Below are 21,916 nucleotides of genomic sequence, written 5' to 3'. Positions count from 1 at the left end.
TAGGAGGTTAACTTCAGCCGAATTTTTTTGCCCAGCGGTACGCGAGGAGTACGTGGGACCTCGCAGTATCCACGGAATTCGTAAGCGAACTACAAGTGAATTCTCCTTGCCAATACATGAACACTGGTTGGCCAGGAATGAATTGTTGGCATTGCGGGCAGCACCGTTTGGTGCAAGCGAAGTAGCGTGACCACGGAATGACTTCCGCTGAAGGTGATCGAGTTACAAAGCTATCGAGGAGGAAAACAAAATGTCGTTTGTGACGGCGCAACCGGAAGCATTGGCGGCAGCCGCGGCGAATTTGCAAAGTATCGGCTCGGCGGTAAGCGCCCAGAACGCGGCTGCGGCAATGCCGACGACAGGGGTGATTCCGGCGGCGGCTGACGAGGTGTCGGCGCTGACCGCGGCCCAGTTCGCCGCACACGGACAGATGTTCCAAGCGGTCAGCGCCCAGGCGCAGGCCATCCACGAGATGTTCGTCAGCACATTGCGCACCAGCGCAGGGTCGTATGCGGTCACTGAGGCGGCCAACGCGGTGGCGGCCAGGTAAGGGACGGGAAATGGATTTCGGGGCACTACCGCCGGAGGTCAACTCCGTGCTGATGTATTCGGGGCCGGGATCGGCCCCGATGGTGGCCGCGGCCGCCGCGTGGAACGGATTGGCCGCGGAGCTGTCTTCGGCCGCGTCCGGCTACGAAGCAGCGGTTACCACGCTGACCGGCGAAGAATGGCAGGGTTTCGCATCTGGGGCAATGGCAGAGGCGGCCAACTCATATATCTCGTGGATGAGCACGACCGCCGCGCAAGCCCAGGAGACGGCCAGCCAGGCCACCGCCGCAGCGGCGGCATATGAGACCGCGTTCGCGGCAACGGTGCCACCACCGCTGATTGCGGCAAACCGCGCCGAGGTGGCCCAATTGCTGAGTACCAATGTTTTGGGTCAAAACACCAACGCCATTGCGGCCCTTGAGGCGCAATACGGCGAAATGTGGGCTCAAGACGCTTCAGCCATGTACAGCTACGCCGGCAACTCGGCGACCGCGACCAAGCTGACGTTGTTCAACGCGCCGGCAGAAACGACCAACCCGGCCGGACAGGGCCTTCAATCTGCCGCGGTCGCTCAAGCCACCGGCACATCAGCGGGCACGTCCGCGCAGTCGACTGCAAATCTGATGACCTCGATGAACAGCCAGCTACAGAGTCTGTCGGTTGCCGGGTCCGGGGTGACGACGACCGCGACCGGGCTAGCTGTCGACCCGAATTCGATCCTTGGCTCTATCCTCACCGGGATAGGTGGAAGCAGCACAATAAGCCCGCAGTGGTTCATTACCGCATTCAGGAACTTTGTCGGTCCGCTTTACAACCTCGAGGGGTTGCCATACTTCTCATTCGGTATGGCAAATTCGATGATGTCCATCAGCAAAGGCCTGGGGGCAGGTGCCGGCGCAGCGGCGGCGGCAGGGGCCGCCAAAGGCCTGGGTGGTCTGGGTGGACTGCTGGGCGGAGGTGGCGGCGGTCCGGGAGTAGCTGCGGGATTGGGCCAAGCGGCGTCGGTCGGCAAGCTATCGGTCCCGACCACCTGGTCAATGCCCAGCCCTGCGCTGAGCCATGCCGCACCGCTACCGATTAGCACCATCAGCGCGGCCCCCGAATCGGGTGCCGGAAACCTGCTGGGCGGCATGCCGCTCGCCGGCGTTGGCGGTGGCGCCGGGGCCAACACCGGTCCCCGATACGGCTTCCGCCCCACCGTTATGGCGCGCCCGCCCTTCGCCGGATAGCCACGCACCGGGAGTTGCTGCGGTGTCCAATGAGCGGTGTCGCGCGGCCGGAGAGTTGCGCGCCTGCGCTGAGCCGCCATACGTCGGGCCGGCAACGGACCCGGGATGCGGCTCGGTCGCTACCGAGCCCGGCCGGCGCGAATTCATCGACGGCACGATTTTTATCGGACTCGCGCTCGGGCCGCCTGCCGTACACGCTGTTCAACAGGTGTTTGACGGCGTGGCATGGTTCGCCCACCTGCCTGGGGTTCACCGCTGCGAGCAGGCGCAGAACGGGCCGGAGACTGTTACTGTGTCGTTACAGAAAGTGAATTTGTCGTACCGCTTGGTGAACAGTTGCCAACAGGCGGCGCCGAAAACAACCTTGGACAGCGGAGTCATCTACTCTCGTGCAGAGCAGTTGCTGAGGGTCTATTGAGGAGGAAGCAACATGTCGTTCGTGACCACGCAGCCAGAAGCCTTGGCTGCGGCGGCCGGAAGCCTGCAAGGCATCGGCTCCGCCATGAACTCCCAGAACGCGGCTGCGGCCGCCCCGACGACCGGGGTGATTCCCGCCGCCGCCGACGAGGTGTCGGCGCTGACGGCAGCTCAGTTTGCCGCGCACGCGCAGATGTATCAGGCGGTCAGCGCTCAGGCCGCGGCGATTCACGAGATGTTCGTGAACACTCTGACGACCAGTTCCGGTTCATACGCGGCCACGGAGGCCGCCAACGCAGCCGCTGCCGGCTGACAGGCTGGCAAGGGCACGGGTTGTGACGGAGCACCACCGAGATGGATTCGTACGTGGGCTCTACCGCAACCCCCCAGCAGTCGGTGATCCCGGGGATCGACGGCTGGGCCGTAAGCGCCCGGGACGGTGTGAGTAGTTCGTCGAACGCGACTGTGCGGATTCGGCATCTGCTTGACCGTGTTGGAACGGCCGGTGGCACCGGCGACTGACGGAAAGGGGAGCGTAGTTAGTTAGCGGCTGGACGGGCGCGTCATCGCGTAGCCAGTCCGGCCATCGCCTTCCAGCACGACAATTCAAGTAACTAATCCACTGAGGAGAAGATTCATATGGCAACGCGCTTTATGACCGACCCGCACGCGATGCGGGCGATGGCGGGGCGTTTTGAGACCCACGCCCAGACCGTTGAGGACGAGGCCCGCCGGATGTGGGCGTCGTCGCAGAACATCTCGGGTGCGGGTTGGAGTGGTGCCGCCGAGGCGACCTCCTACGACACCATGGGTCAGATGAATACGGCGTTTCGCAACATCGTGAACATGCTGCACGGGGTGCGCGATGGCTTGATCCGTGACGCCAACAACTACGAGCAGCAAGAGCAGGCCTCCCAGCACATCCTGAGCAGCTAGCTGCCGACCCCTTTTCTGACGATAGGAGAACACCGAGATGACCATTAACTACCAGTTCGGCGACGTCGACGCGCATGGCGCGTTGATCCGTGCCCAGGCTGCCTCGTTGGAGTCCGAGCACCAGGCCATCGTCAGCGATGTGCTTGCTGCCGGTGACTTCTGGGGTGGTGCCGGTTCGGTGGCCTGCCAGGAGTTCATCACCCAGTTGGGACGCAACTTCCAGGTGATTTACGAGCAGGCCAACGCCCACGGCCAAAAAGTCCAAGCGGCCGGCAGCAACATGGCCAGCACGGACAGTGCCGTCGGCTCCAGCTGGGCCTAACAACCACATCAGGCGCGGCAGCACACCACCCCGGTGTGCTGCCGCGTCCTGCATCGTCTCAGCACGTCAACCCTTTGAGGTAACTGATGGATCAGCAGAGCACCCGCACTGATATCACCGTCAACGTCGACGGTTTCTGGATGCTCCAGGCGTTGCTGGACATTCGCCACGTCGCGCCGGAGCTTCGGTGCCGGCCATATGTGTCTACCGATTCCAATGACTGGCTGAACGACCATCCCGGGATGGCGGTCATGCGCGAGCAGGGCATCGTCGTCAAAGACGAGGTGAACGAGCAGGTCGCCGCCCGGATGCGGGTCCTTGCCGCACCCGACCTCGAGGTCATCGCCCTGCTGTCGCGCGGCAAACTGCTCTATGGCGTCCTCGACGACGAAGACCAGCCGCCGGGTTCGCGCGACATTCCCGACAACGAGTTCCGGGTGGTACTGGCCCGCCGGGGTCAGCACTGGGTGTCTGCGGTTCGAGTCGGCAGCGACATCACGGTCGACGACGTCGCGGTGTCGGACAGCGCCTCGATCGCGGCACTGGTGATGGACGGCCTTGAATCGATCCACCATGCCGAACCCGCAGCGATCAACGCGGTCAACGTGCCGCTGGAAGAAATGCTCGAGGCTACGAAATCGTGGCAAGAGTCGGGATTCAATGTGTTCTCCGGAGGCGATCTGCGGCGGATGGGCATCAGCGCCGCCACCGTGGCCGCGTTGGGGCAGGCGTTGTCGGACCCCGCGGCCGAGGTCGCTGTGTACGCGCGGCAGTACCGGGACGACGCCAAGGGACCCAGTGCGTCGGTGTTGTCGCTCAAGGACGGCTCAGGCGGCCGCATCGCGCTCTATCAGCAAGCCCGAACAGCCGGATCCGGGGAGGCCTGGCTGGCCATTTGCCCGGCGACCCCGCAGCTGGTGCAGGTCGGCGTGAAGACGGTATTAGACACACTGCCGTACGGCGAGTGGAAAACTCACAGTCGGGTTTAACAGCCGCGTAACTAGATACAGAGCGAAACCACGGGATCGAACATAAAGTGCTCCCGAGATGCGAACGCGGGATACTTCTCTAGAATCAGCAGCAAAACTCACACTGACATTGACCTTGAACTGACACAAGTCACCACAACTACTCACCGCGAGGCGAGCCACATGATTCGGAATTGGCAGGGGGTGCACGGCGATGACTGCGGTAGCTGACGCGCCACACACTGACATCGAGGGTGTTGCACAGCCTCGGGCCGTCGTGGTCGGCCTCATGGCCGGCGAGGGTGTCCAGATAGGCGTTCTGCTGGATGCCAACGCACCGGTTTCGCTGATGACCGACCCGTTGCTGAAGGTCGTCAACAGTCGGCTCAGGGAGCTTGGCGAGGCCCCGCTGGAGACCACCGGACGTGGCAGGTGGGCCTTGTGTCTGGTGGACGGCACGCCGCTGCGGCCCGCTCAATCGCTGACCGAGCAAGACATTTACGACGGCGACCGGCTGTGGATTCGGTTCATCGCAGACACCGAGCATCGGTCGCATGTCATCGAGCACATCTCCACCGCGGTTTCGACCAATCTCAGCAAGCGATTCGCCGCGATCGACCCGGTGATGGCGGTGCAGGTCGGCGCCTCCATGGTGGCGATCGGGGTGTTCCTTTCCGCAGCGCTGCTGGGCTGGTATCGCTGGCACCACCACTCCTGGCTGCCAACCATTTTCGCCGCTGCGGTCGCCGTGCTTGTGCTGGTGGTTTCGGTGCTGCTGTTGATTCGGGCCAAGAGCGACCAGGATCGGCGCGTCGGCGACGTCCTGCTGATGAGCTCGCTCGCGTCGCTGACGGTGGCCGCGACCGCCGCGCCGCCCGGGCCGCTGGGGTCCCCCCACGCACTGCTGGGCTCCGGAGTGCTGACCGTGGCCGCGATGCTGGCCCTGCGGTTCACCGGTCGCCGGCTTGGGATTTACACGGCGATCGTCACCGTCAGCATGGTGACGATGATCGCGAGCCTGGCGCGGATGGTCGCGATGACCGGCGCCGTCACCCTGTTGTGCTCCGTGACGCTGGCCTGCGTGGTGGCCTATCACGCGGCACCGGCGCTGGCCCGCCGGTTGGCCGGCATACGGCTTCCGGTGTTTCCGTCGGCCACCAGTCGGTGGGTTTTCGAGGCACGGCCCGACCTGCCCACCACGGTGGTGCGCTCCGGCGGCGGACCGCCGGTCTTGGAGGGGCCGGCGTCGGTGCGCGATGTGCTGCTCCAGGCGGAACGCGCGCGGTCGTTCCTGACGGGCTTGCTGGCGGGGCTGGGCGTGTTGACGGTGGTGTCGCTGACCGCGTTGTGCGATCCGCACACCTTCCAGCGCTGGCTCCCGCTCATACTCACCGGCTTCATCGCCGGCTTCCTGTTGTTGCGCGGCCGTTCCTACGTCGACCGGTGGCAGGCGATCACCTTGGCCGGAACGGCAGTGCTGGTTGTGGCTGCGGTGGTCACTCGGTACATCTTGGTGCTGGCGTCGCCGTTGTCGTTGTCGATCGGGGTTTCGATCCTGGTCCTGCTGCCCACGGCGGGATTGACTGCCGCGGCGGTAGTGCCCAACACCATTTACAGCCCGCTGTTCCGCAAATTCGTGGAATGGATTGAATACCTGTGCCTGATGCCGATTTTCCCGTTGGCACTGTGGTTGATGAACGCTTATGCGGCGATTCGGTACCGCTGACGGGCGGATATGGCGGGGACGGGCGTCCCGAGCGATCACCGCCGCAATCCTGCTCACTTCAGGTGCATTAGCGGGCCTGCCCCCCGTCTATGCGGTGACGCCGCCGCCGTTTGACCCGGGCGCGGTCCCACCGGACAGTCCGCCCGGACCCGCAGCACCGATGAAGCAGAACTCTTACTGCACCGAGGTCGGGGTGTTGCCGGGCTCGGACTTTCGGCTGCAGCCCAAGTACATGGACATGCTCAACCTGTCCGAAGCCTGGGCGTTCGGCCGCGGCGCCGGGGTGAAGGTCGCCGTGATCGACACCGGCGTGACACCGCACCCCAGATTCCCGCACCTGATTCCCGGCGGCGACTACGTGATGGCAGGCGGCGACGGATTGTCCGACTGCGACGCCCACGGCACCATCGTGGCGTCGATGATCGGCGCGGCGCCGGCGAACGGCGCGGCCGGGCCGCCGGCGGCGCCACGCAAGCCCGTCACGATTCCCACCACCGAGCCGCCCCCGAAAGCCCCACCGCCACAGACGGTAACGTTGTCACCGCTGCCTCAGACCGTGACAGTGGTGCCCGCCCCGCCGCCGCAGGAAGGCGGCGCGGGAGGTGCGCCGGGAGGCCCGCCAGCTCCGGCAGGACCGGCGCCGGGCCAGGCTCCGTCCGCCAATCATGGTGGCGGCACGATGACGGTCCCCAGCTACTCCGGCGGCGGACGAGTGGTCAGCGTCAACGGACCCCGCCCGCTCGACCCAGCGCCCAAACCGCCGGACGCGTTCAGCGGAATCGCCCCCGATGTCGACATCATCGCGATTCGCCAGTCCAGCAACGCTTTTGGCCTGAAGGATCCCTATACCGGCGACGAGGATCCGCAGACGGTGCACAAGGTCGACACCGTCGAGACCTTGGCGCGCGCGATCGTGCACGCGGCGAACATGGGCGCCTCGGTCATCAACGTCTCCGACGTGACCTGCATGAGTGCGCGCAACATCGTCGACCAGCGCACGCTGGGGGCCGCGCTGCACTACGCGGCGGTCGATAAAAACGTCGTCATCGTGGCGGCCGCCGGTGACAGCAACAAGAAGGATTGCAAACAGAACCCGCCGTACGACCCGTTGCAGCCCAAAGATCCCCGCGGCTGGAGCGGCGTCACCACCGTGGTCACGCCGTCGTGGTTCAGCGACTACGTCCTCACGGTCGGCGCGGTGGATGCCAGTGGCTCGCCGATGAGCCAATCCAGTATCGCCGGGCCGTGGGTCTCGATCGCCGCGCCGGGAACCGATGTCATCGGGCTTTCACCTCGGGACGACGGCCTGATCAACGCGATCGACGGTCCGGACAACTCGTTGCTGGTGCCGTCCGGCACCAGCTTCTCGGCCGCCATCGTGTCTGGGGTGGTTGCGCTGGTCCGCGCCAGATTCCCCCAGCTGTCGGCATACCAAGTCGTCAACCGGTTGATTCACACCGCCAGGCCGCCGGCTCGAGGGGTCGACAATCAAGTCGGGCACGGAGTCGTCGATCCGGTGGCGGCACTGACCTGGGATGTACCCGAAGGGCCGGCAAAGCCGCCGACCCGGCTGTCGTCGCCGCTGAACGTGCCGACACCGCCCGCTCGTCGCGATATGGTGCCGGTGTGGGTGGCTGCCGGTGGATTGACCGGTGCGCTACTGATAGGTGGCGCGGTATTCGGTACGGCGACGTTGATGCGGCGATCGCGTAAGCAGCAGTAGGGGCGGAGCAGCAATGAAAGCTCAGCGCAGGTTGGGATTGGCGTTGTCGTGGCCGCGGGTCACCTCGGTTTTTCTGGTCGACGTTTTCATCTTGGTGCTGGCCAGCCATTGCCCTAAGGCGTGGCAGGGCGAACATCATGTCGCGTGGTGGGTCGGAGTTGGCCTGGCCGCGTTAGTGGCGCTGATTTCGCTGGTCACCTACCACGGCATCACGGTGGGGTCCGGATTGGCCAGCTGGGTGTGGGACTGGTCCGCCGACCCCGGCACCGCGCTAGCGGTGGGGTGTACACCCGCGATCGACCACCAGCGCCGCTTCGGGCGCGACCGGGTCGGAGTGCGTGAATATCAAGGCCGGCTGGTCACCGTGATCGCGGTGGACGCCGGTGAGGAGGAAGCGTCGGGGCGGCATCGGCACCGGACGTCGTCGTCGGCCGCCCTGCCGGTGGACGCGGTTGCCGATGGCTTGCGTCAGTTCGATATCTACCTCGACGGCATCGACATCGTCTCGCTGAAGGTACGCCGCGGGGGCACCGCGGACGAGTTGTCGAAGCTCGACGACTGGGGCCCCGAGGAATGGGAGGAGCTCAACGACCGCCCCTACTCCTATCAGCGCCGCACCTGGCTCGTGTTGCGGATGAACCCGCAGCGCAACGTGGCCGCTGTCGCGGTTCGCGATTCGCTGGCCTCGACGTTGGTAGCGGCCACCGAGCGGCTCACCCAGGATCTGGACGGGCAAACTTGCGCCGCCCGCCCCCTCACCGCTGACGAGCTCGCGGAGGTCGACAGCGCTGTGCTGGCCGACCTGGAACCGACCTGGAGCCGGCCGGGGTGGCGGCGCCTCAAGCATTTCAACGGCTATACCACCAGCTTCTGGGTGACGCCGTCGGACATCAACGCCGAGACACTGGACCATCTCTGGGAGGCCGACACCGACGCGACGGTGGTCACGATCCGGCTCACCAGTCGCGGCGGTCGGCCTCGGGTCTCGGCGTGGGTGCGCTATCACACCGACGGCAAGCTGCCCAGAAAGCTGGCGGCCGGACTCAACCGGCTCACCGGCCGTCAGCTGGCCGCGGTACGCGCCAGCCTCCCCACCCCTTCGCTGCGGGCCCGGCTGTCCCTGCCCAGCCGGGGCTTGTACGACCATGACGACGAATTGATGTTCGAGCTTGGTCAGCCCCAGGAAAGCTCAACGAGCTTGCCTGCAGGGCGATGAGCCGCCCGCAGTCAACCGCGGAAGACGCCCGCAATGCGATGGTCGCCGGTTTGCTGGCATCTGGGATCTCGGTCAATGGGTTGCAGCCGAGCCACAACCCGCAGGTGGCGTTGCAGATGTTCACTACCGCCACCCACCTTGATCCCGGGATGTGCGACGCCTGGCTGGCGCGGGTGCTGGCCGGCGAGCAGGGCATCGAAGTGCTCGCCGGCGCATGGGCGGCGGTAAGGACATTCGGCTGGGAGACCCGTCGTCTGGGTGTCACGGACCTGCAGTTCCGCCCCGAGGTCTCCGATGGGTTGTTCCTGCGGCTGGCGGTTACCAGCGTCGATTCGTTGGCCTGTGCTTACGCCGCCACTCTGGCCGAAGCCAAGCGGTACCAGGAGGCGGCAGACCTGCTCGACAACATCGAGCCACGCCATCCCTTCGATGCCGAGCTGGTCACCTATGTCCGTGGCGTGCTGTACTTCCGCACCAAGCGCTGGCCGGATGTGCTCGTCCAGTTTCCGGAGGCCACGACGTGGCGCCATCCCGAGCTGAAGGCCGCGGGCGCCGCTATGGCCACCACGGCGCTGGCGTCGCTGGGGGTCTTCGAGGAGGCCTACCGTCGCGCGCAGGACGCTATCGAAGGAGACCGGGTGCCGGGCGGGGCCAACATCGCCCTGTACACCCAAGGAATGTGCTTGCGGCACATGGGTCGCGAAGACGAGGCCGTCGAGGTGCTGCGGCGGGTGTATTCGCGCGACCCGAAGTTCACCCCGGCCCGGGAAGCATTGGACAACCCCACCTTCCGGCTGGTGCTGAGCGACCCGGAGACCATCGAGGCCCGCACCGATCCCTGGGACCCGGACAGCGCACCTACCCGCGCGGAGACTGAGGCCGCCCGGCACGCTGAGGCCGCCGCGAAGTACCTGGGCGAAGGCGATGCCGAGCTCAACGCGATGCTCGGGATGGAGCTGGCCAAGAAAGAAATCAAACTCATCAAGTCCACGACCAAGGTGAACTTGGCCCGCGCCAAAATGGGGCTTCCGGTCCCCGTGACGTCGCGCCACACCCTGTTGCTGGGCCCACCGGGTACCGGGAAGACGTCGGTGGCCCGCGCGTTCACCAAGCAGCTGTGCGGGCTGACCGTGCTGCGCAAGCCGCTGGTGGTGGAGACCAGCCGCACCAAGCTGCTGGGCCGCTACATGGCCGATGCCGAGAAGAACACCGAGGAATTGCTCGAGGCGGCACTAGGCGGTGCGGTCTTTTTCGACGAGATGCACACCCTGCACGAGAAGGGCTACTCCCAGGGCGACCCCTACGGCAATGCGATCATCAACACGCTGCTGCTCTACATGGAGAATCATCGCGACGAGCTGGTGGTGTTCGGCGCCGGCTATGCCAAGGCGATGGAAAAGATGCTCGAGGTGAATCAGGGTCTGCGACGGCGCTTTTCGACGGTGATCGAGTTCTACAGCTACACGCCCGACGAGCTGATCGCGCTGACCAAGTTGATGGGCCGGGAGAACGAAGACGTCATCACCGACGAAGAGGCGCAGGTGCTGTTGCCGTCGTACACAAAGTTCTACAACGAACAGAGCTACTCCGAGGACGGCGACCTGATCCGCGGGATCGATCTGCTCGGCAATGCCGGCTTTGTGCGCAATGTCGTCGAAAAAGCGCGTGATCACCGCAGCGCCCGCCTGGACGACGAGGACCTGGACGCGGTGCTGGCCAGCGATTTGACGGAGTTCAGCGAGGACCAGCTGCTCCGGTTCAAGGAGCTGACGCATGAGGACCTGGCCGAAGGGCTCAGTGCGGCGGTAGCCGAGAAGAAGAGCCCGGACTAGCCGCTTTTCGGGCCCGCCGCGCCCGCCCACGACGAAGCCAATTGCGGCTTTATTGCAATTGGGTGGCAGTTGGGTTGACTCACACCGTTGTGAGTGCCACCATTTCCTTTGTACGCACCTCGCTAGGTGAGGCGTCTACATGGATACAGGCCACTGACCTCGAACGTCGAAAGACGCCCAGGGTCAGGACAGCTCTTCCCGGCTTAAGGGTTGAGCCCAAGTGGCTTCCGGCTCCGATTGAGTTGGATACGCCGTGTGGTGCCGAAGCTCTGACGAGAGGGGTGCCGCGCCCGCCGTCTTTGTCGGGCCCTCATCCTTGTGTGCAGCACGTGGCATCCCCGTATGCCCTGGCCGCGAGGAGGTGAGAGCGAAATGAGTCCCGGTGAGAGTCCGTATTCCAGATCGATGACCATTTCGTTGCGATCCGACCCCGGCACCTTCTCGGCAGTCTGACTCGGCTTACGCCGCAAAGACCGCACGTCTCCGCTGCGCGGAGACGTGCTGGCGGACTGCGGAAAACGTGAAGACGTGAAAACCTAGCCACCACGTCCGGGTTCGATCCCTTTCGATGAGGAGAAGCCCGATGTCCTTTGTAATTGCGCATCCAGAAGCACTGGCTACGGCCGCCGGTCACTTGAATGCTGTTGGAACCATGATGGCCGCGCAGAACACAGCCGCGGCAGCGGTGACGACGGGAGTGTTCCCCGCCGCCGCTGATGAGGTATCAGCCTTGACCGCAACGCAATTCAGCGCTCACGGCGCGATGTATCAGGCCGTCAGCACCCAAGCGGCGGCGATCCACGAGATGTTGGTCGAAATGCTGCGCTCCAGCGGCATTTCATACGCCGCCACCGAAGCCACTAACGCCATTGCCACCCGCTGAAGGGAAGATTCACCATGACACTGGATTTCGCAATGCTTCCGCCCGAAGTCAACTCGGCGCGGATGTACATGGGACCGGGTTCGGCCCCGATGCTGGCCGCCGCGTCGGCCTGGAAAGGGCTGGCGGCCGAGTTGCGTTCGACCGCACTGGTTTACGACTCGGTCCTGACCGGCCTTACCGGCGAAGATTGGCATGGTCCGGCGTCGGCGTCGATGACGGCCGCGGCTATGCCGTATGTGACGTGGATGAGCACCACGGCCGCGCAGGCTGAGCAGACCGGCGCGCAGGCCGACGCCGCCGCGGCGTCCTTCGAGGCCGCGTTTGCTGCCACGGTGCCGCCGCCGGTGATCGCGGCCAACCGCGCTCAGCTGGCGGCGCTGGTCGCCACCAACGTCCTGGGCCAAAACACCGCGGCGATCGCGGCCACCGAGGCCCAGTACACCGAAATGTGGGCCCAAGACGCCGCCGCGATGTACGGCTACGCGGGTTCCTCGGCGGTGGCCACCCAGCTCAGCCCATTCGCCCCGCCCCAACAGGCCACCACCCCAAGCGGGCTGACCGCGCAGTCTGCTGCGGTTGCCAAGGCGGCGGCCACTCCGGCCGGCACCCAGCAATCGACGCTGTCCCAGATGATGTCGGCGCTGCCCAATACGCTGCAGGGAATGGCCTCGCCAATGTCGTCCACATCGACGACGGGGACGGGCGCCGGGGGATTCCTCAACCTGCTGCTAGGAGGTTCTTCTGGGAATACCGCGCTCAACAACTTCTGGAACACTTGGGGACCCAACGCCAACATCTGGAACACCATCTTCTCGTCGGGCTTCTACATGCCAGGCAACTACTTGGGCAACGCCGTCGACTTCATGGCATTGTCCGGCCAACAGGCGGCCGCGGACGTCGCCGGCGCCGCCCCAGAAGCGGTCGCTGCGGCCGAGGGTGTCGCAGGAGCCCCGCTGGGCAACATCGGAGCAGTGGGCAACTCCGTAGCCGCGGGCTTGGGCCGCGCCTCGTTGGTCGGCCCGCTGTCGGTGCCGCCCAGCTGGACCTCCCCTGCACCCCTCGCGGGCCCGCTGTCCTCAGCGCTGGGGGGCACACCGATGATCGGCCCGCCGGCGGTGGCAGCGGGCATGCCGCCGGTACCCTTCGGCAACTTCGGCGGCCAAGGGTTTGGTCGGGCCGTGCCCCAATACGGCTTCCGTCCCACTTTTGTCGCACGTCCGCCCGCCGCCGGATAATATGTCCGATTCACGCGCGAACCGAGCATTCATGACACAAAAGACGACAATATTGCGAGCAGACTTATTTAGAGCGCGCGCACACTGCGATGTGCGACGCGGCACGGTCGCGTCGTCGTTGTACAAGTATTTGTAATGGTGCCATAGGTGCCATCAATTTTGCGGTCGACACGGTGACGAATATCTCATCGACAACGCCGATCGGCTGATTTACCTGCCCGGAACTGGCGCATGCGACGCCCTTCCGGTGCATTGCTAGATCTTGCCTTGCGAGGTCATAAGCTGTGTTTTTATTCAGGATCGGATTAGCCGCCGAGCGAATCTCACATGCTTTGTCCCGGCGCCTGCAGGTCTTTTTTACATTGTGATTACCTGGCGGGAACGCTCTGTGCATAAGTTCCAATCACCCTGGTCACTGTATTAAGGGCGGTCCTGGACCAGCACAAAGAGTGGCCAATCTGGTGCATTTTTTGTACATGGTGCGCAGATTCGCCGGCAAGGTTAGGGGAACCGGATGGCCATGGCGGCCATCTAAGGAACCAGAAGCAATACGTCGGCCACATATATCTAACGCCGTCAACAGTTTCCTGATGACACGGTTATAAGCGAGGTACTCCATGTCTTTTGTGATCGCACAGCCGGAGGACTTGGTATGGGCCGCTACCGACGTCGCGGTGACGTGAGGGCCGGGGGTAACGGGGTTGTTTGTCGACTTCGGGGCGCTTCCGCCAGAGATTAACTCGGCTCGGATGTATGTCGGCGCAGGGTCGGGACCGATGCTGGCCGCCGCCGCGGCCTGGGATGAATTGGCCGCGGAGTTGGAGTCCACGGCCGCCTCGTACCGCGCGACGATCGAAAGCCTGACGGGAGGACCGTGGACCGGTCCCAGCTCGATGACAATGGCGGCCGCGGCCACGCCGTATGTGGCGTGGATCAATACGACGGGCGCTCAGGCCGAGCTGGCCGGCACCCAGGCCAAACTCGCCGCCGCCGCCTATGAGACCGCATTCGCGGCCACGGTGCCGCCGCCGGTGATCGCGGCCAACCGCGCGTTATTGGCGACGTTGATCGCCACCAACATCCTCGGGCAGAACACCCCGGCGATCATGGCCACCGAAGCCGCCTATATGGAGATGTGGGCGCAAGACGCCGCCGCGATGTATGCCTATGCCGGCACCTCGGCGTCCGCGTCGCGGCTGACGCCATTCACCGAGCCGCCCCAGACCACCAACGCCGCGGGGAACACCCTGCAATCCGCGGCGGTGTCTCAAGCCGGCAGCGCGGCCGGCTCGGAGAACGGCACGCAGCTATCGCAGCTGATCAACTCGGTGCCGACTTGGCTGCACAACCTGGGCTCGACCGCCGGATCAGTTGGACAGTCGGGCGGACTCATGACCGACATCAACAACTGGAACACCATCATGTCCACCATCGCCTCCGGGCCTTACTCGTTGCAGGGGCTCACTTCGATACCCGGTGGCCCGTTCCTGTCGTTCGGGCAGATGTACGCCTACGTGCAGAATGCTCAGGGTCTCCAGGCGTATTTCACCCCACCCAAGCCCTTCACCGGGGCGTTGGCGCCCTTGACGACCGAACTGCCGGCGCAGATGGCGCCCGCGGGCTTAACGAACGCCTCGGTGTCTGGATCCATGGGCCGCGCGGCCCTGGTCGGCAGTCTGTCGGTGCCCCAAGGCTGGACCCAAGCCGCCCCGGCGATCAGAACGCTCGCCTCGGTGCTGCCCATCCATCCCGCAGCCCCGCCGGAGGCCGCCCTGGCGGGCGAGGGCGGCGTCTTCGGCGAAATGGGTCTGGCGAGCCTGGCGGGACGGGCCCTCGGCGCCACCGCATTCGGGTCGGGTGGCACTGCGACGGCCCGGTCGCTGAGCCTTGCCGTCGAGGCTGATCCCGCCGCGGCCACCATCTTCGTGATACCGGCGCTCGAGGACTGACGGGGGCATCGACATGTTCTATGCGGCGTTTCCACCGGAATTCAACTCTGGCCGGATGTACAGCGGCCCGGGGTCGGGCTCGATGCTGGCCGCTGCGGCAGCGTGGGACGGGCTGGCCAGCGAATTGCAGTCCGCAGCGAGCTCCTATTCGGCAGTGATCGCCAGCCTGACCGGCGGGCCGTGGGTCGGTCCGTCCGCGGTGGCCATGGCCGCCGCGGTCGCGCCCTACCTGACCTGGATGAGCGCCACCGCCACCCAGGCCGCGGAAGCGGCGAGCCAGGCCACCGCGGCTGCCAGCGCCTATGAGACGGCGTTCGCCGCTCACGTCCCGCCGGAAGCGATCGAGGTCAACCGGAGCCAACTCGCGATGCTGTTGGCGACCAACATCTTTGGGCAGAACACCGCGGCCATCGCGGCCACCGAAGCCGAATACGGCGAAATGTGGGCCCAGGACGCCGTGGCGATGGACAGCTACGCCGCATCCTCGGCGGCCGCCAGCCAGGTGACACCTTTCACCGAGCCGCCGCAGGTTGCAAATGCCAGCGGGCTGGCCGGCCAAGCCCTCGCCGCGGGTCAAGCCGCCGGCACCTCGGCCGGCAGTGTGCAGTCGACGGCGTCGTCGCTGTCGTCGATTTCCAATCCAGGGTCGTGGCTCTTGCAAGTGGGAGCAAACTTCAGCACCTCTTACACGCAAACGGCCCGTCAGATGTTGAACGCCCTCTTCGGGCCGTCCGGGGCATCGACGTTCGAAGCCCTGTATTCGGCCATCAAGGGACCGCTTGGCTTTACCACCGGGTTCAACGACATCGGGCTACTGGTCAACTTTCCCGCATCGCAGTTCTTGAAGTTCGCCCCGCACGCGACCGCGTTCGGCGACCTCCCGAAAGACGCACTCGGGGGCGGGCTCACGCCGCACTGGGGCCGAGGCTGGCTGACCAGCGCCACCAACCCGGCGCAGGCGGATTGGGGACGCGGAGTTCTGGTCGGAAAGTTGACCGTCCCGCCGAGCTGGGCGACTGCCACCCCAGGCATCAGGATGGTCGCCGCCGCGTTGTCGGCCGCCGGCCCGGACGCGGTTCCGGCGGCCGCGCTTGGCGAGGCGAGCCTGCTCAGTTCGATGTCTATGGCGGGCATGCTCGGCAGTGCCCTGGGCGCCGGGGCTCCGAGCAAGGTTGCGACCACGGGCGTTCGAGGCCGTCTTACCCCGCTCAAAGACCTCAAAGACAACGCCTCGCCGGACAAACTGAAACGCCTGGTCGCACAGATCGCGGAAAAACCCGAAAGCGTGCAGCACCACAACGTCGACCCAGAGGGCCTGGACAGCCTGCTCGAGCAACTGTCGAAGAAACCCGGTGTCCACGCGGTGCATCTGACCAAAGCCAAATCCAGAGTCGCGCCGCCGGATGAGCAGGTGAGTTAAGTGCTCGTCACGCGAAAAGCAGTACCTACCAAGCAATTTAAGAAAAAACAATTGCAACGGCCCGGACAGGATGGTGAATCATGAGAATGCTGCTGGCACTCCTGGGCGTCTCTATGGTGATCGGCCTCGCCGCGCCGGCATATGCCGAACCGCAGGAATACGGCTTCGGTGACGACGCCGGCTTCATCGGAGCTCTGCGGGACAGCGACATAGGCTTCAACAGCCCGGATCAAGCCATCATGTCGGCTAAAGCGGTGTGCACGTGTTTGGACAACGGCGAATCCGGCCTCGAGTTGATCCATGACCTGAAGGTCCGCAACCCGGCGATCACGTTGGAACACGCAAGCAGGTTCGCCGTACTCGCGGCGAAGTTCTACTGCCCCCACCAACTCTCCAGGGCATAGCAGTCTTGTTCGGCCTGGTCTGGGGGTTGAGAAGTGTTGCTTACCAAAGGATTCGAAACGCGTCGACTGACATGCAGCGGCGAACCGTATCCCGCCGAGCGTGACGCTGCAGTCACGTTGGGCACCGAACGTGACTGCAGCGTCACGTTCGAAGGGAGTAGCATTGCGGACGCGACTATTTTCGCCAAAATACACAAACTGACTTGTAAATTCGATGTGCCACGAGCCAAACCGGATCCGATACCTGCCAAATTCAAATAATTCGGCAGGCACACAGCGACTGCCGTGAATTCGGCTGCGCGACATAGATGACGACGTGCTTAATAGCACATATCAACATTCGCCAACGGTGCCGGTGTGCAGCAATTTGCCGGATACCGCGCTGCAACCCTGAAAATGCTTGAGATCCACCAGAGCTAGTTTGCTGAAACCAGCTCTACTGCTAGAGAACAGTAATAATATCGTTAGCTACACAGTCGAGCTCACGTCGCACATCTCACCGGCCGGGTGTCCCGAACGCGCCGCGCGCGAGTTCCCGGTCCAACGCCGCTGTATTAGCGCACTGCGGCCTCACCGGATCGAATCATCAGCCAATCTGATGTGTTTCCTATGAACCGCACTGCGTCAACAGCATGCCCAACGGTGCGTGATTACCATGGCGGCCATCTAAGGGACCAGAGGAATACGTAAGACGGCCAAACAACGCCGTCCACAGGTTCCTAACACTGGTCATCGAGGAGGTAGTTCATGTCGTTTGTGACCGTGCATTCGGAGGTCCCGCCCGCGTCCGCTCCGACGGGTGAGCTGAAATATGTTGCTGCCGAATCACTTTCGGCATCAGCAAGCGTACAGACCAGGATCGTTCACGAGCAGCCGGTGGCCGCCCCGGCGCTCGCGGCGTCGTAAGGAACCGGAGGTAGCGGGGGTGTTTGTGGATTTCGGGGCTCTTCCGCCCGAGATCAACTCTGCGCGGATGTACGCCGGCCCAGGACCGGGGCCGATGTTGGCCGCTGCGGCGGGTTGGGACGCATTGGCCGCCGGATTACATTCCAGCGCAGCGTCATTCGGCTCGACGATCCAGGGGATGACAGTCGGGCCCTGGCAGGGCCCGGCGTCGACCGCGATGATGACCGCGGCGGTGCCCTACGTGGGGTGGATGACAACGACGGCAACCCAGGCAGAGCAGTCGGCCGTACAGGCCAAAGTCGCCGCGGTCGCATACGAGACCGCATTCGCCGCGACGGTGCCCCCGCCGGTGATCGCAGCTAACCGCAGCCTGTTGATGACACTGATTGCCACCAACATTCTCGGCCAGAACACCGCGGCGATCGCCGCCACCGAAGCGCACTACGCCGAAATGTGGGCCCAGGACGCCGCGGCGATGTACGCCTACGCCAGCTCGTCGGCGGCCGCCACGCAGCTGACACCGTTCACTGAGCCGCCGCAAACCACCGACCCATCGGGGGTGGCCCGTCAATCCGCCGCCGTCACACAAGCCGCCGCCTCGGAAGCGTCGGAACTAACGGCACAGGTACCTCAGCTGATCAACCTGGTGCCCAACATGCTGCAAAGCCTCGGCGCGACAGCCCCGCTGGCAGCGACCCCGGCAGCGTCGATCATCGACTTCCTCTATCCAATCTCAGTGGAATTCCGCTCCATTTTTCAAGCCATCACCGGTGCTTACAGCCCCATCGTTCCGTTCGTCTTGGGCGGCGGCTGGTGGCTTTTTGCACTTCAGTTCCTGGGCCTGTCGCAGAACGCGCCTGGCGTTGCTGCACTTCTCAACGACAAGGGTGCCGTCGGGGCGCTTTCGCCGCTACGGGGCGGCTACGTGTCTTCGGTTACGCCGAACCCCGGGGCGGGATCAGTGGCAGGATCCATGGGCCGGTCGACCCTGGTCGGGTCGCTGTCGGTCCCGCCGGGGTGGGCCACGGAAGCACCGGTGATGAGAACGGTCGCGTCGGTCCTGCCCGGCACGACTTTGAGTGCGGGCCCGGCGATTCCGGCAGCCTCGCCGGGCGCGCTGTTCGGCGAAATGGCCGCGGCGAGTCTGGGCGGACGCATCTTGGCGGGCGCCGGTGTGAGCACGGTCAGTAATGGCGTCCGGGCCACGGGCGGCGCGGGAACATTGGAGCCCACTGACACGGCTACGACGGCCACCATCATCGTGGTTCCGGCGGACTAGAACGAGGGATTTCGGCGTGGCATCTGACTTGGGCGCAGCAGTACGGGGACTACTAGTGGAGATGGAGTTAGAGACATGAGTTTTGTTACGGCACAACCGGAGATGCTGGCGGCCGCGGCCGGCAACCTGCAGGCTCTCGGCTCGTTAATGACGGCCGAGAACGCTGCCGCAGCACCTCCGACGACTGGCGTGGTTCCGGCCGCAGCCGACGAGGTTTCGGCGCTCACCGCAGCGCAGTTCGCCGCACACGCGCAGATGTACCAGGCGGTCAGCGCCCAGGCAGCGGCGATTCACGAGATGTTTGTGAACACCCTGGCGACCAGTGCCGCATCGTATGCGGCCACTGAGGCCGCCAACGCAGCAGCTGCCGGCTAGCGGCCAAAGGAACGGTACGGCAATGAGTTTCGCATTCCAGCCACCGGAGATCACCTCCGCCGAGATGTATACCGGGCCGGGTGCCGGCCCGATGCTGGCGGCCGCCGCCGCTTGGGATGCGTTGGCGAGTGAGTTGCAGTCCACAGCGGTTTCCTACGGCACGATCGTCGAAGGCCTGGCCAACGATGCGTGGAGCGGGCCGTCGTCAGTGGCCATGGCGAGCGCGGCGGCGCCGTACGTGGCCTGGCTGTCGGCCACCTCGGTGCAGGCCAAAACCGCGGCCGGCCAGGCCGGTGCGGCCGCGAGCGCCTATGAGACCGCTTTTGCGGCCGTCGTACCGCCGCCGGAGATCGCGGCGAACCGCGCCCAGCTGGCAATGCTGGTGGGAACGAACGTTTTCGGGCAGAACACCGCCGCGATCGCCGCTACCGAGGCCGAGTACGGCGAAATGTGGGCACAAGACGCCGCCGCGATGGTCAGCTACGCCAGCTCGTCGGCAGCCGCGTCTCAACTCACGCCATTCACCCAGCCGCCGCCGACCACCAATGCGGCTGGGCTCGCCAGTCAGGCGGCCGCGGTAGGTGAGGCCGGCGGTGCGGCAAGCGGCACCAGTGCTGTGACGAATGCGCTGCCCGCGGCGGCAGCGCTCTCCTCCAACCCCATCGCGGACTTCCTGCGACCTTTCGGCGATGCTGCCCGCGCCTATATAGCTTTCGGGGACGGGATCCTCAATAGCCTGACGGGGTCACCCTTGGCCGGACCGCTGTGGCAGAACACTTTCGGGATTTTCGCCGACATCAGCCGTTTCAGCACGGTGGCCAACGACGGCATGAGCGTCCCCAACCTGGGCATGACCGAGTTCAAATATTTTTATAACCCTTCGGCCGGGCCTGATATCCCGAAATCGTCGCTGGGAGCGGGGCTGGGGCTACGGTCGGCGGGCCTGGCCAGTGCGGTCTCGGCCGGCGTCGGCGACGCGAACGTGGTGGGCAGCTTGTCGGTGCCACCGGCCTGGGCGTCGGCGACTCCGGCGATCAGGCTGGCCAGCAACGTGTTGCCGGCTACCAGCCTAGCCGCGGCGCCCGCCGCGGGAATCCCGGGCAGTCTGGTCGGCCAAATGGCAATGGGCGCCATGACCGGGGGTGCTCTGGCAAGTGCAGCTCCTCGAGTCCTCAGCGGAAGTGGTGCGCGCGCCCGCGCGACTGGCCGCGGCGGGCCGGTCGAGCCCGTCAAACTCGACCATGTCATCGCGAAGCTGCAAAAGGACCCCGACGCGGTGCAGCACTGGAACGTCGACAAGGCCGGCCTCGACGCTCTGCTAGATCGATTGTCGAAAAAGCCCGGCATCCACACGGTGCACGTCTCCAGCGGAGACAAGCCCAAAGTCACATTGCCCGACACGCAATCGAGTTGAGTGCCATGAAACGGCTATTAGCACTTGTCATCGCAGGTTCGGCGATCGCTCTCGCGGCACCCGCGTACGGCGAGCCGGAAGGCGAGGATGCCGCTTTCCTGTTCGCGCTGGAGAACGCCGGGTTCACCTACAGCAGCCCAGGCCAAGTCATCACGTCCGCCAAAGCCGTGTGCGGGATGATGAGCAGAGGCGAAACGGGCTTGCAGGTCGTCCATGACATCAAGAACGAAAATCCCGGAATGACGATGGACGCCGCCGCCCGATTCGCGGCCATCGCGTCGAACACGTACTGCCCCGAACATCTGACACCGAAATCCCGCTGACCGCAGCAACCACCGGTTCGCCTCGGCTCCACTTGCTGTTAACCCGCATCTGCTTAGCTGCCGTCGCCGTCGTGGAAGCGGAAGGAAGTGCGGCGTCATGCATACGCTGACCATCGCCGATTTCGCGCTCCGACTGGCCGTCGGCATGGGCTGTGGCGCCCTCATCGGTCTCGAGCGGCAATGGCGAGCGCGGATGGCCGGCCTGCGCACCAATGCACTAGTGGCCACGGGCGCCACCTTGTTCGTCCTCTACTCCGTCGTCACCGAGGACAGCAGCGCCACCCGGGTCGCGTCGTACGTGGTTTCCGGGATCGGGTTTCTCGGCGGTGGGGTGATCCTGCGCGAGGGGTTCAACGTCCGCGGACTCAACACCGCCGCCACCTTGTGGTGCTCGGCAGCCGTTGGTGTGCTGGCCGCCTCGGGACATCTGGTGTTCGCATTGATCGCGACCGGTGCCGTCGTGGCCATCCATTTGTTCGGACGTCCGCTGGGGCGCCTCATCGACCACGACAGCGCCGTCGAGGAAGACGAAGGCCTGCAGCCCTACCAGGTCCAGGTGATCTGCCGCCCCAAATCGGCAAAGTACGCGCGCGCCCAGATCGTGCAGCACACCGCCAGCAACGACCTCATTCTGCGCGGCATCCACACCGGGCGGGCCGACGACGAGGACAACCTCACCTTGACCGCGCACCTGCTCATGGACGGCCATACGCCTGCCAAGCTCGAGCGGCTGGTGGCCGAACTGTCGTTGCAGCCGGGCGTCTACGCGGTGCACTGGTACGCCGGCGAGCAAGCTCAAGCCGAGTGACC

General features: G+C 65.0%; 20 protein-coding genes and 1 riboswitch. All 20 genes read left to right on the top strand.

Going from position 1 to position 21,916, the window contains the following annotated elements; genetic code table 11:
- Positions 1 to 250: 250 nt before the first annotated feature.
- Positions 251 to 550 carry a PE family protein gene (locus AC5Y21_RS23135; protein ID WP_499915915.1) on the top strand — a complete coding sequence of 100 codons (300 nt, stop codon included), beginning with the start codon at positions 251 to 253 and terminating at the stop codon, positions 548 to 550.
- A 10-nt stretch (positions 551 to 560) separates the two neighbouring features.
- Positions 561 to 1,778 (top strand): PPE family protein, encoded by a 1,218-nt coding sequence (locus tag AC5Y21_RS23130; RefSeq protein WP_499915912.1) that lies wholly within the window; start codon positions 561 to 563, stop codon positions 1,776 to 1,778.
- A 430-nt stretch (positions 1,779 to 2,208) separates the two neighbouring features.
- The gene (locus tag AC5Y21_RS23125) at positions 2,209 to 2,508 is read left to right on the top strand and encodes a PE family protein (protein WP_499915910.1); all 300 of its coding nucleotides are present in this window, start codon (positions 2,209 to 2,211) and stop codon (positions 2,506 to 2,508) included.
- A 326-nt stretch (positions 2,509 to 2,834) separates the two neighbouring features.
- Positions 2,835 to 3,131, top strand: a complete 297-nt coding sequence (locus tag AC5Y21_RS23120) for a WXG100 family type VII secretion target (RefSeq protein ID WP_499908221.1) — start codon at positions 2,835 to 2,837, stop codon at positions 3,129 to 3,131.
- A 37-nt stretch (positions 3,132 to 3,168) separates the two neighbouring features.
- Positions 3,169 to 3,453 (top strand): WXG100 family type VII secretion target, encoded by a 285-nt coding sequence (locus AC5Y21_RS23115; RefSeq protein WP_499908220.1) that lies wholly within the window; start codon positions 3,169 to 3,171, stop codon positions 3,451 to 3,453.
- An 86-nt stretch (positions 3,454 to 3,539) separates the two neighbouring features.
- Positions 3,540 to 4,442, top strand: coding sequence for an ESX secretion-associated protein EspG (locus AC5Y21_RS23110; RefSeq protein WP_499915908.1), 903 nt, complete (start codon positions 3,540 to 3,542; stop codon positions 4,440 to 4,442).
- A 193-nt stretch (positions 4,443 to 4,635) separates the two neighbouring features.
- Positions 4,636 to 6,147, top strand: a complete 1,512-nt coding sequence (eccD, locus tag AC5Y21_RS23105; RefSeq protein WP_499915906.1) for a type VII secretion integral membrane protein EccD — start codon at positions 4,636 to 4,638, stop codon at positions 6,145 to 6,147.
- Positions 6,125 to 7,870, top strand: coding sequence for a type VII secretion-associated serine protease mycosin (gene mycP, locus AC5Y21_RS23100; protein ID WP_499915904.1), 1,746 nt, complete (start codon positions 6,125 to 6,127; stop codon positions 7,868 to 7,870). The genes eccD and mycP overlap by 23 nt, the downstream gene beginning before the upstream one ends.
- A gap of 13 nt (positions 7,871 to 7,883) precedes the next feature.
- A complete protein-coding gene (gene eccE, locus AC5Y21_RS23095; protein ID WP_499915902.1) occupies positions 7,884 to 9,086 on the top strand; it encodes a type VII secretion protein EccE in 1,203 nt (400 codons plus the stop codon).
- Positions 9,083 to 10,918, top strand: coding sequence for a type VII secretion AAA-ATPase EccA (gene eccA, locus AC5Y21_RS23090; RefSeq protein WP_499915900.1), 1,836 nt, complete (start codon positions 9,083 to 9,085; stop codon positions 10,916 to 10,918). The genes eccE and eccA overlap by 4 nt, the downstream gene beginning before the upstream one ends.
- Positions 10,919 to 11,029: 111 nt before the next feature.
- Positions 11,030 to 11,206: riboswitch (M-box (ykoK) riboswitch) on the top strand.
- A 295-nt stretch (positions 11,207 to 11,501) separates the two neighbouring features.
- Entirely contained in the window at positions 11,502 to 11,801 is a 300-nt protein-coding gene (locus tag AC5Y21_RS23085) for a PE family protein (protein WP_499915898.1), read from the top strand.
- Between the two features lie 14 nt (positions 11,802 to 11,815).
- Positions 11,816 to 13,036 carry a PPE family protein gene (locus AC5Y21_RS23080; protein ID WP_499915896.1) on the top strand — a complete coding sequence of 407 codons (1,221 nt, stop codon included), beginning with the start codon at positions 11,816 to 11,818 and terminating at the stop codon, positions 13,034 to 13,036.
- A gap of 701 nt (positions 13,037 to 13,737) precedes the next feature.
- A complete protein-coding gene (locus AC5Y21_RS23075) occupies positions 13,738 to 14,985 on the top strand; it encodes a PPE family protein (RefSeq protein WP_499915894.1) in 1,248 nt (415 codons plus the stop codon).
- Between the two features lie 13 nt (positions 14,986 to 14,998).
- Positions 14,999 to 16,405 carry a PPE family protein gene (locus AC5Y21_RS23070; RefSeq protein ID WP_499915892.1) on the top strand — a complete coding sequence of 469 codons (1,407 nt, stop codon included), beginning with the start codon at positions 14,999 to 15,001 and terminating at the stop codon, positions 16,403 to 16,405.
- 80 nt (positions 16,406 to 16,485) lie between these two features.
- Positions 16,486 to 16,809 (top strand): DUF732 domain-containing protein, encoded by a 324-nt coding sequence (locus AC5Y21_RS23065; RefSeq protein ID WP_499915890.1) that lies wholly within the window; start codon positions 16,486 to 16,488, stop codon positions 16,807 to 16,809.
- A 931-nt stretch (positions 16,810 to 17,740) separates the two neighbouring features.
- Positions 17,741 to 18,994, top strand: coding sequence for a PPE family protein (locus tag AC5Y21_RS23060; RefSeq protein ID WP_499915919.1), 1,254 nt, complete (start codon positions 17,741 to 17,743; stop codon positions 18,992 to 18,994).
- Between the two features lie 75 nt (positions 18,995 to 19,069).
- Positions 19,070 to 19,369, top strand: a complete 300-nt coding sequence (locus tag AC5Y21_RS23055) for a PE family protein (protein ID WP_499915888.1) — start codon at positions 19,070 to 19,072, stop codon at positions 19,367 to 19,369.
- Between the two features lie 22 nt (positions 19,370 to 19,391).
- Complete coding sequence (locus tag AC5Y21_RS23050) at positions 19,392 to 20,783, top strand: PPE family protein (protein WP_499915886.1); 1,392 nt, start codon at positions 19,392 to 19,394, stop codon at positions 20,781 to 20,783.
- Positions 20,784 to 20,788: 5 nt separating this feature from the next.
- Complete coding sequence (locus AC5Y21_RS23045; protein ID WP_499915884.1) at positions 20,789 to 21,106, top strand: DUF732 domain-containing protein; 318 nt, start codon at positions 20,789 to 20,791, stop codon at positions 21,104 to 21,106.
- Positions 21,107 to 21,203: 97 nt separating this feature from the next.
- Positions 21,204 to 21,914: an MgtC/SapB family protein gene (locus AC5Y21_RS23040; protein WP_499915882.1), complete on the top strand. Its 711-nt coding sequence runs from the start codon at positions 21,204 to 21,206 to the stop codon at positions 21,912 to 21,914.
- Positions 21,915 to 21,916 lie beyond the last annotated feature (2 nt).

The organism is Mycobacterium sp. NGS41, from assembly GCF_059812725.1.
The sequence above is the reverse complement of the archived record's forward strand: the minus strand, read 5'-3'. Positions and strand labels throughout refer to the sequence as shown.

Excerpts from the sequence above, each read along its gene's own strand:
- AC5Y21_RS23135 (WP_499915915.1), top strand. The coding sequence starts at position 251 with ATGTCGTTTGTGACGGCGCAACCGGAAGCATTGGCGGCAGCCGCGGCG.
- AC5Y21_RS23130 (WP_499915912.1), top strand. The coding sequence starts at position 561 with ATGGATTTCGGGGCACTACCGCCGGAGGTCAACTCCGTGCTGATGTAT.
- AC5Y21_RS23125 (WP_499915910.1), top strand. The coding sequence starts at position 2,209 with ATGTCGTTCGTGACCACGCAGCCAGAAGCCTTGGCTGCGGCGGCCGGA.
- AC5Y21_RS23120 (WP_499908221.1), top strand. The coding sequence starts at position 2,835 with ATGGCAACGCGCTTTATGACCGACCCGCACGCGATGCGGGCGATGGCG.
- AC5Y21_RS23115 (WP_499908220.1), top strand. The coding sequence starts at position 3,169 with ATGACCATTAACTACCAGTTCGGCGACGTCGACGCGCATGGCGCGTTG.
- AC5Y21_RS23110 (WP_499915908.1), top strand. The coding sequence starts at position 3,540 with ATGGATCAGCAGAGCACCCGCACTGATATCACCGTCAACGTCGACGGT.
- eccD (WP_499915906.1), top strand. The coding sequence starts at position 4,636 with ATGACTGCGGTAGCTGACGCGCCACACACTGACATCGAGGGTGTTGCA.
- mycP (WP_499915904.1), top strand. The coding sequence starts at position 6,125 with ATGCGGCGATTCGGTACCGCTGACGGGCGGATATGGCGGGGACGGGCG.
- eccE (WP_499915902.1), top strand. The coding sequence starts at position 7,884 with ATGAAAGCTCAGCGCAGGTTGGGATTGGCGTTGTCGTGGCCGCGGGTC.
- eccA (WP_499915900.1), top strand. The coding sequence starts at position 9,083 with ATGAGCCGCCCGCAGTCAACCGCGGAAGACGCCCGCAATGCGATGGTC.
- AC5Y21_RS23085 (WP_499915898.1), top strand. The coding sequence starts at position 11,502 with ATGTCCTTTGTAATTGCGCATCCAGAAGCACTGGCTACGGCCGCCGGT.
- AC5Y21_RS23080 (WP_499915896.1), top strand. The coding sequence starts at position 11,816 with ATGACACTGGATTTCGCAATGCTTCCGCCCGAAGTCAACTCGGCGCGG.
- AC5Y21_RS23070 (WP_499915892.1), top strand. The coding sequence starts at position 14,999 with ATGTTCTATGCGGCGTTTCCACCGGAATTCAACTCTGGCCGGATGTAC.
- AC5Y21_RS23065 (WP_499915890.1), top strand. The coding sequence starts at position 16,486 with ATGAGAATGCTGCTGGCACTCCTGGGCGTCTCTATGGTGATCGGCCTC.
- AC5Y21_RS23055 (WP_499915888.1), top strand. The coding sequence starts at position 19,070 with ATGAGTTTTGTTACGGCACAACCGGAGATGCTGGCGGCCGCGGCCGGC.
- AC5Y21_RS23050 (WP_499915886.1), top strand. The coding sequence starts at position 19,392 with ATGAGTTTCGCATTCCAGCCACCGGAGATCACCTCCGCCGAGATGTAT.
- AC5Y21_RS23045 (WP_499915884.1), top strand. The coding sequence starts at position 20,789 with ATGAAACGGCTATTAGCACTTGTCATCGCAGGTTCGGCGATCGCTCTC.
- AC5Y21_RS23040 (WP_499915882.1), top strand. The coding sequence starts at position 21,204 with ATGCATACGCTGACCATCGCCGATTTCGCGCTCCGACTGGCCGTCGGC.